Origin of the sequence: Stenotrophomonas sp. BR163, from assembly GCF_047520985.2 — a bacterium.
Lineage (GTDB): Bacteria > Pseudomonadota > Gammaproteobacteria > Xanthomonadales > Xanthomonadaceae > Stenotrophomonas > Stenotrophomonas sepilia.
In genome coordinates, this window is record NZ_JAXBRE020000053.1 from 1 (window position 1) to 9,850 (window position 9,850).

Genomic DNA, 9,850 nt, shown 5'->3' on the forward strand with positions numbered 1-9,850 from the left:
CGCGCGGCCGCTGAAGCGGGCGATCCAGTCGCAGCTGGAGAATCCGCTGGCGCAGCAGATCCTGTCCGGCGCGTTCGTCAACGGTGACACCATCGAAGTCGGCAATGAGGGTGGGCATTTGGTCTTCAGGAGTACCTGATAGAGCCGAGCGGGGTGACCATATCGACAAGGGCCGGCACCGCTCGTGGCATTGCAGTTCCAGACAACCCAAGGTGAAGATGATGGGCAAGATCATTGGTATCGATTTGGGCACGACCAACTCATGCGTGGCGATCATCGAGGGCACAAAGGCCCGCGTGATTGAGAACTCAGAAGGCGATCGCACCACGCCGTCGATCGTTGCATACACCAAGGAAGGGGAAATCCTGGTGGGCGCAGCTGCCAAGCGCCAGGCGGTCACTAACGCGAAGAACACCTTCTACGCCGTAAAGCGCCTGATTGGACGTAAGTTTGAGGATCCTGAGGTCCAGAAGGACCTCAGTCTGGTCCCTTTCAGCATCATTTCCCACGACAATGGCGACGCGTGGGTGGCTACCAGCGACGGCAAGAAGATGGCCCCGCAGGAAGTCTCGGCCAAGGTGCTGGAAAAGATGAAGAAGACCGCCGAGGACTTCCTCGGTGAGAAGGTCACCGAGGCGGTCATCACCGTGCCGGCCTACTTCAACGACAGCCAGCGCCAAGCCACCAAGGACGCCGGCCGCATCGCCGGCCTGGACGTCAAGCGCATCATCAATGAGCCGACCGCGGCTGCGCTGGCCTATGGCCTGGACAAGGGCGACAACAAGGATCGCAAGATCGTGGTGTATGACCTGGGCGGCGGTACCTTCGACGTGTCGATCATCGAGATTGCCACGGTCGACGGTGAAAAGCAGTTCGAAGTGTTGGCCACCAACGGCGACACGTTCCTGGGCGGTGAGGACTTTGACAAGCGGGTTATTGACTACCTTGTGGATGAGTTCAATAAGGAGCAGGGCATCGACCTACGCAAGGATCCGCTGGCCCTGCAGCGCCTGAAGGACGCCGCAGAACGCGCCAAGATCGAGCTGTCCAGCGCCCAGCAGACCGAAGTGAACCTGCCGTACGTCACCGCTGACGCGTCGGGTCCGAAGCACCTGAACATCAAGCTGACCCGCGCCAAGCTGGAAGCCCTGGTGGACGACCTGATCAAGAAGTCGATCGAGCCGTGCCGCGTCGCCCTGAACGATGCAGGCCTGCGCTCGAGCGATATCGACGACGTGATCCTGGTCGGCGGACAGACCCGCATGCCGAAGGTGCAGCAGGCGGTAACCGAGTTCTTCGGCAAGGAACCGCGCAAGGACGTCAACCCGGACGAAGCCGTGGCACTGGGTGCGGCGATCCAAGGCGGGGTACTCGCCGGTGACGTCAAGGACGTGCTGTTGCTGGACGTGACTCCGCTCTCGCTGGGCATCGAGACCATGGGCGGCGTGTTCACCAAGATCATCGAGAAGAACACCACCATTCCGGCCAAGGCTTCACAAACCTTCTCGACCGCAGAGGATAATCAGCCGTCCGTAACTGTCCACGTCCTGCAGGGCGAGCGCGAACAGGCCCGCTTCAACAAGTCGCTGGCCAAGTTCGACCTGTCCGGCATCGAGCCGGCCCCGCGCGGCCTGCCGCAGGTGGAAGTGTCCTTCGATATCGACGCCAACGGCATTCTGCACGTGTCGGCCAAGGACAAGAAGACCAACAAGGAACAGAAGGTCGAGATCAAAGCCGGTTCGGGCCTGTCCGAGGAGGAGATCGCGCGCATGGTCGGCGATGCAGAGAAGCATCGTGACGATGACCTGAAGTTTCAGGGACTGGTTGGCGCCCGAAACCAGGCCGATGCCTTGGTCTATACCGTGCGGAATGCGGTCCGCGAACATGGAAGCAAGGTCGGCGGCGAAGTCATCGGCGAAGTCGAAGCGGCACTGTCCAGCGTCGAGTTGGCGATGAAGGGCGAAGATAGATCCCAGATTGAGTCGAAGACGCAGGCGCTGGAGCGTATAGCTGCTCCGCTTCTGTCAGCGGCTACGTCGCAAGAGCAGCCACAGGCGGGGGGCAGTGGTCCTGAGCACGGTGCCGGCGGCGGTGATGACGTCGTGGATGCGGACTTCACCGAAGTCAAGGACAAGTAAGAGCAATCTGGCGCGCCATTCAACGCGCCAAGGGCAGACAGGACAAGGGCGCAACGGAATCCCGTTGCGCCCTTGCTGCTTTCTGTCCAGTGCCTACGATCCAGGCTGTGCTACGTGTTCAGTGATAGCTGGTCTCGGCACTGACTTTGCCGCGGAAGACTCGGTAGGACCACGCGGTGTAGCCCAGAATAACGGGAAGCATGACCGACAGACCGACCAGGCTGAAGCCAAGCGAGGATGCGGGTGCCGCTGCCTCCCAGAGCGTCAGAGTCGGCGGCAGCAGATAGGGCCACATACCAAGCACAAGGCCCAGATAGCCAAGAATGAACAGCGACAGGCTGAGTACGAAGGGCGCCAGGTGATGTGACGGGCGCTTCTCGGCACGCCACAGGGCGACGGCGACGGCGAGCGTAAGAAGCGGGACAGGGGACAGCCACCAGAAGTTTCCGTCACTGAACCACCGGGCCATCAACCGCAGGTCGAGGAACGGGAGCCAGCTGCTGACCAGCCCCATCGCCACGATCACCGCGACCACCAGTGGGCGGGTCAAGCGCCTGGCCAAGGCGTGGGTCCGCCCTTCTGTCTTCAGGATCAGCCACGTACCGCCCAGCAGGCCATAGCCGGCCACCAGCGCGGCACCGGTGAGCATGGCAAAGGGACTGAACCACAGGAAGGGACCACCGACATATGCGTCATTCACCACCGGCACGCCTTGCACCACCGTGCCCAGGATCACGCCCTGCGAGAACGCCGCCAACAGTGAGCCGAGGCCAAAGGCGACGCTCCAGAGGCGTTTCGAACGATGAGCCTTGAACCGGAACTCAAAGGCCACCCCGCGGAAAACCAGCGATACGAGAAGCAGAAGCACTGGCAGGTAAAGCGCCGAAAGCAGCACGGAATATGCCTTGGGGAACGCTGCCAGCAATCCAGCGCCCCCCAGCACCAGCCAGGTTTCGTTGCCGTCCCAGATCGGGGCGGCGGTGTTCATCATGACATCCAGCTGCTCTTCGTCCTCGGCAAACGGCGCCAGAATGCCGATACCCAGCACAAAGCCATCCAGAACGACATACATCAGAACACCAAAGCTGATGACGCCGAACCAGGCAACGGGCAACCACGTGATCGAGTCCATGTCAGCGCTCCTCAGAGGGATTGATCGGCAGCGGAGATCGGGCGCGCCGGAGTGCGGTCGCCGCCCTCGAGCGATGGGCCGGCATCATGAACGCGCGGGCCGTGGCGCAGGATTTTGACCAGATACCAGATCCCCCAACCGAAGACGAATGCATAACCTGCGATGTAGACCGCCAGCGAAAGCGCGGTCATCCAGGCCGTTTGTGGCCCCACCGCATCGGCGGTGCGCAGCACGCCATAGACAACCCAAGGCTGGCGTCCCATCTCGGTGACGAACCAGCCCGCAACCAAGGCGATGAAGCCACTCGGGAGCATCCAGTTCCATACGCGCAACAGCAGTGGCGACCCGAACAGCTTCCTGCGGACGAGGGCGAGTGCCGAAAGCCAGGCCACCAGTAACATCAGGCTGCCCAGTCCGACCATGATCCGGAATGCATAGAAGACCGGAAGCACCGGCGGCCGCTCACTGGCAGGCACTGACGTCAACGGTGCAAAGGTGCCGTCCAGCGAGTGCGTCAGGATGAGGCTACCCATCCGCGGAATGGCGATCTCCAGATCATTGCGCCCCTGTTGTTCGTTGGGCACGGCGAAGACCACCAGCGGGACACCCTCGCCGGGCTTGCCCTGATGCCAGTGGGCCTCAACGGCAGCAATCTTCATGGGTTGGTGCTTAAGGGTGTTGAGGCCATGCATATCGCCGACGAAGATCTGGACCGGGACTGTGAGTGCGGCGAAGATCACTGCGGCCTTCAGCATCTTCTGACCGGCTTCGACGTGCTCCTTGCGTCGCAGGTACCAAGCACCCACGCCGCCAATGACGAAGCAGGTGGTGATGAAGGAGCCCAACGCCATGTGCGCCAAGCGGAACGGGAACGACGGATTGAAGACCACCTCCGCCCAGTTCACCGGATGCACGACGCCATTGACCATTTCGTAGCCGGCAGGCGTATGCAGCCAGCTGTTGGATGCCAGGATCCAGAAGGTCGAGAAGAGCGTTCCAAGTGCAACCATGCAGGTGGACAGGAAGTGGAGACGCGGCGAGACCCGGCCCCAGCCAAACATCATCACCCCAAGGAAGCTGGCTTCCAGGAAGAACGCGGTCAGGACCTCGTAGGTCAGCAGCGGGCCGATCACCGTTCCCGCGACCTGGCTCAGGCGTGGCCAGTTCGTGCCGAACTGGAAGGCCATGACGATACCGCTGACCACCCCCATTCCGAACGAGACTGCGAAGATCTTCTGCCAGAAGAAGAAGAGCTCGCGCCAGACAGGGTTCCGGGTGCGTAGCCATCGCCACTCCACGAAACCCAGCCAGCTCGCCAGGCCAATGGTGAAGGCCGGAAACAGCACGTGGAAGCTGATGAGGAAGCCGAATTGGATCCGCGACAGGATGAGTGCGTCCATAGAGGTCTCGAGGGTTCGATGGAGCCGAGAAAGGAGACAGAACGTCGCTGGAAGGATGCACTTCATCGCGAACGGTGAGATGCACAGTTGGTACAGGCTGAAGTTCTTCAGCCAACCGCAAGGGCCTACCGTGCCCAGGCATAGCGGTCGTCGCTTGGCCCGGCATCTGCAAGGCCGGGCTTATCAGATCAGGCACCCAGCTCCTGGAAGACGTGCCCATTGGCTTCCAGGGTCTTCAGTACATCGGGAGGAATTTCGTTAGACCAGATTTCACCCTCCATCGACCAGCCCGACGAATCGGCAAGGTCCGGAAGACCGGCGCCTTTACGGACGTAGAGCGCCAATGTCGGGCGGGCTGGGTTCGTGTATAGATCAAAGCACTCGGGAGGCATGGTGGCACCCTCAGTCTCGGCAACGTGATCGGAAATCCTGCTGGCTGGGTGCTCATGCATGAGCAAGTGCAATGGAGTCCAGTTCCAACAGACGGTTGGGGTGGGAGTACACATTGAAGCCTTCACTGCGCGCAAAGCCAACGAGGCAGATCCCTGCTGCTTTTGCCAGGTCGATCGCCAACGCGGTTGGGGCCGAAACTGCAGCGACGATTGCCATTCCGGCAATGGCAGCCTTGCTGACCATTTCATAGCTGGCGCGGCTGGATAGCAGCAGGATGCCGGCCCTTGTCGATACCGAGCGTCGCGCGAGGGACCCGATCAGCTTGTCGAGCGCATTGTGCCGGCCAACGTCTTCGCGAAGCTGCAGAATGCGGCCATCCTGGTCTGCCCAAGCGGCCGCATGGGTTGAGCCTGCAGCAGCATTCATCGGCTGGCCCTGCTTCAGCGAGGCCAAAGCCAATCGCACTGAAGCCACAGAGCAGGTTGCGGGATGGTCAAGTGGCGTTGGCCTGCGAATGACCTCCTCCAGCTGGCTGGCCCCGCAGATGCCGCAACCGCTACGGCCAGGCAGGTTGCGCCCTCTGTTTGTTGTAGCTGCAGCCAGGACCGGCGCGTCACTGGTAACCGTCATGGCCAGCTCTATGCCTTCCAGGCGCGGGCGGACTTCTACGCTTACGAACTGGGCCGGGTCAGCAATCAGTCCTTCCGTCAGCGAGAAGCCGAGAGCGAAATCCTCCAGATTCGCAGGGCTCGACATCATCACCGAGAACGCAACATCGTTGTAGAGCATGGCCACCGGCACTTCTTCAGCGACGCTGTCCATGATCGAGCGGCGTACATCACCACGCCACTGGATGGTCCGCCGGCGCACGATTCCGTCTGTGTTTCCCGCGAGGACTGGGCTGGGCTCAAACATATGAAGTGGCCTGGCGAGTTGGGGAGCCGGGGCGTACGCGAGAGCCGGCCTGTTGGCAGGGCAGGGCGCCACGATATCGGTGTAGGGCTCCAATGCTGGAGAGACTATCCCTAGGACGCGCACGCTACTACGTCCAAAAACAGCGAATACGCGTGCATGGACAATTTGACGCAAATGAACGGACAGCTTGGGCCGCGGCACGCCGATGCAGTGGCGTTGAGGCGGGAAGGGGGTTCGGAGGTGTCTGAATTCAAAAGCGTTTTTTTAATGGCGCGCGATGTGAACGTTTCGTGATGGCGCGCTCAACCGTCACCGACGCTCCGGAGGTTTACGGCAGCCAACGTGATTTTCCGCGCCGCTGCGCCGCGCCCGGTCGCAGCGAGGACGGACCGTCCGGTGCGGCCGGACACACTGTCCGTAGCTGCCGAATCTGTTGCGTGCTTAACTTTGCTCACTCCCAAAAACTTGTGCCGCGAGTGCCTGTCATGCCAGAGCAGAAGATCCCCCGTTACAAGGCCTACGATCATCCCGCCGGTGGCTGGGGTGCCGCAGGTGCGACAGCCAAGGTTTTGATGCAGCAGAGTGTCATTACCAAGGGCTCCAAGGCCCTGCTGTCGATGAACCAGCCGGGAGGATTCAAATGCCCCAGCTGTGCGTTCCCGGATGCTGATCACACCAAGAAGCTCGAGTTCTGCGAGAACGGGGCCAAGGCATTGGCATGGGAAGCGACCAAGCATCGCGCGACTCGTGAGTTCTTCGCCCAGCACACAGTGCAGGAGCTGATGGCGCAATCCGATTACTGGCTGGAGATGCAAGGCCGGCTAACCGAGCCCATGCGCTATGACGCGGCGACCGATCACTATGTTCCATGCAGCTGGGATGAAGCTTTTGCGACGATCGGGCGTCACCTGCGATCTTTGTCGAGCCCGCATGAGGCGGAGTTCTACACATCTGGGCGCACACCCAACGAAGCTGCGTTCCTGTACTCGATCTTCGTTCGCGAGTTCGGGACCAACAACTTCCCCGACTGCTCCAACATGTGCCACGAGCCAACTAGCCGCGGTCTGCCGCCGGCAATCGGTATCGGCAAGGGCACCATCGTGCTGGACGACTTCGAGCATGCGGAGGCCATCTTCGTCATCGGGCAGAACACGGGTACGAACTCCCCCCGAATGATGACCAACCTGGTGGAGGCGCGAAAGCGCAAGGTTCCGATCGTTGCGGTCAACCCAATGCCAGAGCGCGCTCTGATCCGCTTTGCCGAGCCGCAGGACGTCGTGCAGATGGCGACGTTCGGTTCCACCGAGATTTCCAGCGAGTTCGTTCACATTCGGATTGGCGGTGATCTGGCCCTGATCAAGGGCATGATGAAGGCCATGTTCGAGCGGGAAGCCGCCGGTGAAACGGTGCTCGACCACCAATTCCTGGCCGAGCACACAGTCGGGCTGGATGCGTTGCGCGACGAGGTGATGGCGCAGGACTGGGACGAGATTGTGCGGGTGTCCGGGATCAAGAAGGAACAGATCCTGCGCTGCGCCGAGATATACGTCCGCTCCCGTGCAACCATCATCTGCTATGGCATGGGCCTGACCCAGCACCAGCAGGGCTCGCGCTTACTGCAGCAGGTCGCGAACCTGTTGATGCTGCGTGGAAACTTCGGAAAGCCTGGCGCAGGTATCGCACCCATCCGCGGGCATTCCAACGTGCAGGGCGACCGCACTGTCGGCATCGACGAGAAGCCGACGCAGCGCTATCTCGACCGGGTCCGTGAAGTATTCGGCTTTGAGCCACCACGCGAGCATGGGCACCATGTCGTGGAGTCACTCGAGGCGATGCTGGCGGGAACTGCCAAGGTCTTCATTGGCATGGGCGGCAACTTCATCCACGCCGTGCCGGATACCGAGGTGTCCTACCGGGCGATGCGCAACCTGGAACTCACTGTTGGCATTGCCACCAAGCTCAACCGTGGCCACCTGGTGCACGGGAAGGAGGCGCTGATCCTTCCCGTGGTAGCGCGGTCGGAATGGATCCATACACCGTTGGGCGAGCAATTCATCACCATCGAGGACGCGATGTCGAATGTGACCGCCTCACGCGGCGTGCTGCAGCCCGTGAGCGAGCATGTTCTGCCGGAGGTGGAGATCGTATGCCGCATGGCGATGGCAGCATTGCCCGACAGCAGGGTCGATTGGGCCGCCTGCATGTACGACTACGACCACGTCCGCGATCTGATCGCGGCGGTCTATCCCGAAATCTATACAGGCTTCAATGAGCGGATCCAAGCGAAGCACGGCTTCCACCTGGACATTCCGCCACGCCGTCGAGAATGGCCGACACCCAATGGCAAGGCCAACATCCTGCTGTTCCCTGGACTCGAAGTGAACGATGTGGTCGAGGATCCGACCATGCTGCGGCTGGCGACGGTGCGCTCCCATGACCAGTACAACACAACGATCTACAGCTATAACGATCGCTACCGTGGCGTGTACAACGACCGCATGATCCTCTTCATGAACCTGGAGGATCGTGTAGCGCGCGGGATCAGCAAGGAAGGGAAGGTCAGCCTGGAAACCATCTCCAGCGATGGGGTGCACCGCCGCGTGGATGGTCTCACTGTGCTGGACTATCCCATGCCACGGGGCGCAGTGGCGGGCTACTACCCTGAACTCAATCCGCTGCTGCCGCTGGACTACTTCGACCGTATCAGCGGAACCCCCGCAGCGAAGTCGATCCCAGTGCGCGTGGTCATTTCGCAGTAACAATTCCGACGCGCCGTCGGGAGGAGGAAACATGTCAGGCCAGCTCATCCGGGTACCAGAAGCGCCGGCCCCGGCCGGGTCGGGGCAGCCTGCGCGGGAACTCACCGACAGCTTCGGACGCAGCTTTCCGTACCTGCGCTTGTCGCTCACCGAAGCCTGCAACTTCCGGTGCAGCTACTGCCTGCCCGACGGTTACCAAGCCGACGGCCGCCCGCGTTTCCTGCAGGTGGATGAGATCGGCCGCCTGGTGCGGGCCTTTGCCGCGCTGGGGATGAGCAAGATCCGCCTGACCGGTGGCGAGCCCAGCCTGCGCAAGGATCTGGACGAGATCATCGCCGCCGTGGCGGCGGTGCCGGGCATCCGCAAGGTGGCCATCACTACCAATGGCACGCTGCTGCCGCGGCGCCTGCCGGGCTGGCACCGGGCCGGCCTGACTGCGCTGAACGTGAGCATGGACAGCCTGCAGCGCGAACGCTTCAAGACCATCACCGGCCATGACCGCCTGCCGGAAATCCAGCAGGGCCTGGCCCTGGCGCAGGCGTTGGGCCTGCAGGCGATCAAGCTCAACGCAGTGCTGCTGCGCGGCCTGAACGACGACGAGCTGCCGCAGTGGATGGACTACCTGCGCGATCGCCCCTTCAGCGTGCGCTTCATCGAGCTGATGCGCACCGGCGACAACGAAGCCTATTTCCAGCGCCACCACCTGCGTGCCGATCGGGTGATCGAGCAGCTGCTGGCCGCGGGCTGGCACGAGCGGCCGCGCGCGGCCGATGCCGGCCCGGCGCGCGAGTTCGGCCACCCCGACCATCGCGGCAGCATCGGCATCATCGCGCCGTATTCGCGTGACTTCTGCAAGGGCTGCAACCGCCTGCGGGTGACCGCCAAGGGCGACCTGCGGCTGTGCTTGTTCGGCGAGTTCGGCGTTCCGCTGCGCCCGCTGCTGCAGCGCGACGATGACCACGACGCGCTGCTGGCACGCATCACCACCCAGCTTGGCCTGAAAGCGGCCGGGCATGGACTGCACCAGGGCCAGACCGGGCTGACCCCGCACCTGGCCTCGATCGGAGGATGAGCAACACGATGAGTGGGGAATTGAATGCGGCCTTCCACATG

Annotated in this window: 8 protein-coding genes; 4 read left to right on the forward strand and 4 right to left on the reverse strand. The window is 62.1% G+C overall.

What is annotated here, in order from left to right; all coding sequences use genetic code 11:
• Together ACM0PY_RS20870 and dnaK are read left to right on the forward strand one after the other, a co-directional pair.
• Nucleotides 1-139: ClpB D2-like domain containing protein (locus ACM0PY_RS20870; protein ID WP_423176716.1), on the forward strand; the 139-nt coding region annotated here is incomplete at its 5' end.
• An 82-nt stretch (nucleotides 140-221) separates the two neighbouring features.
• Entirely contained in the window at nucleotides 222-2,138 is a 1,917-nt protein-coding gene (dnaK, locus tag ACM0PY_RS20875; RefSeq protein WP_180886457.1) for a molecular chaperone DnaK, read from the forward strand.
• Between the two features lie 118 nt (nucleotides 2,139-2,256).
• Here dnaK and cydB read toward each other — a convergent pair whose 3' ends face one another.
• From cydB to fdhD, 4 genes are all read right to left on the reverse strand, one after another.
• Nucleotides 2,257-3,270, reverse strand: a complete 1,014-nt coding sequence (gene cydB, locus ACM0PY_RS20880; protein WP_134969173.1) for a cytochrome d ubiquinol oxidase subunit II — start codon at nucleotides 3,268-3,270, stop codon at nucleotides 2,257-2,259.
• Between the two features lie 11 nt (nucleotides 3,271-3,281).
• Nucleotides 3,282-4,670 (reverse strand): cytochrome ubiquinol oxidase subunit I, encoded by a 1,389-nt coding sequence (locus tag ACM0PY_RS20885; protein ID WP_134972545.1) that lies wholly within the window; start codon nucleotides 4,668-4,670, stop codon nucleotides 3,282-3,284.
• 188 nt (nucleotides 4,671-4,858) lie between these two features.
• Nucleotides 4,859-5,122 (reverse strand): hypothetical protein, encoded by a 264-nt coding sequence (locus tag ACM0PY_RS20890; RefSeq protein WP_134972546.1) that lies wholly within the window; start codon nucleotides 5,120-5,122, stop codon nucleotides 4,859-4,861.
• A complete protein-coding gene (gene fdhD, locus ACM0PY_RS20895) occupies nucleotides 5,115-5,885 on the reverse strand; it encodes a formate dehydrogenase accessory sulfurtransferase FdhD (protein ID WP_219633506.1) in 771 nt (256 codons plus the stop codon). The genes ACM0PY_RS20890 and fdhD overlap by 8 nt, the downstream gene beginning before the upstream one ends.
• Before the next feature lie 578 nt (nucleotides 5,886-6,463).
• Here fdhD and ACM0PY_RS20900 point away from each other — a divergent pair.
• Both ACM0PY_RS20900 and moaA read left to right on the forward strand, forming a co-directional pair.
• Nucleotides 6,464-8,737, forward strand: a complete 2,274-nt coding sequence (locus ACM0PY_RS20900) for an FdhF/YdeP family oxidoreductase (RefSeq protein WP_134969176.1) — start codon at nucleotides 6,464-6,466, stop codon at nucleotides 8,735-8,737.
• Between the two features lie 31 nt (nucleotides 8,738-8,768).
• Nucleotides 8,769-9,809 (forward strand): GTP 3',8-cyclase MoaA, encoded by a 1,041-nt coding sequence (moaA, locus tag ACM0PY_RS20905; RefSeq protein ID WP_235646860.1) that lies wholly within the window; start codon nucleotides 8,769-8,771, stop codon nucleotides 9,807-9,809.
• The last annotated feature ends 41 nt before the right edge of the window (nucleotides 9,810-9,850 follow it).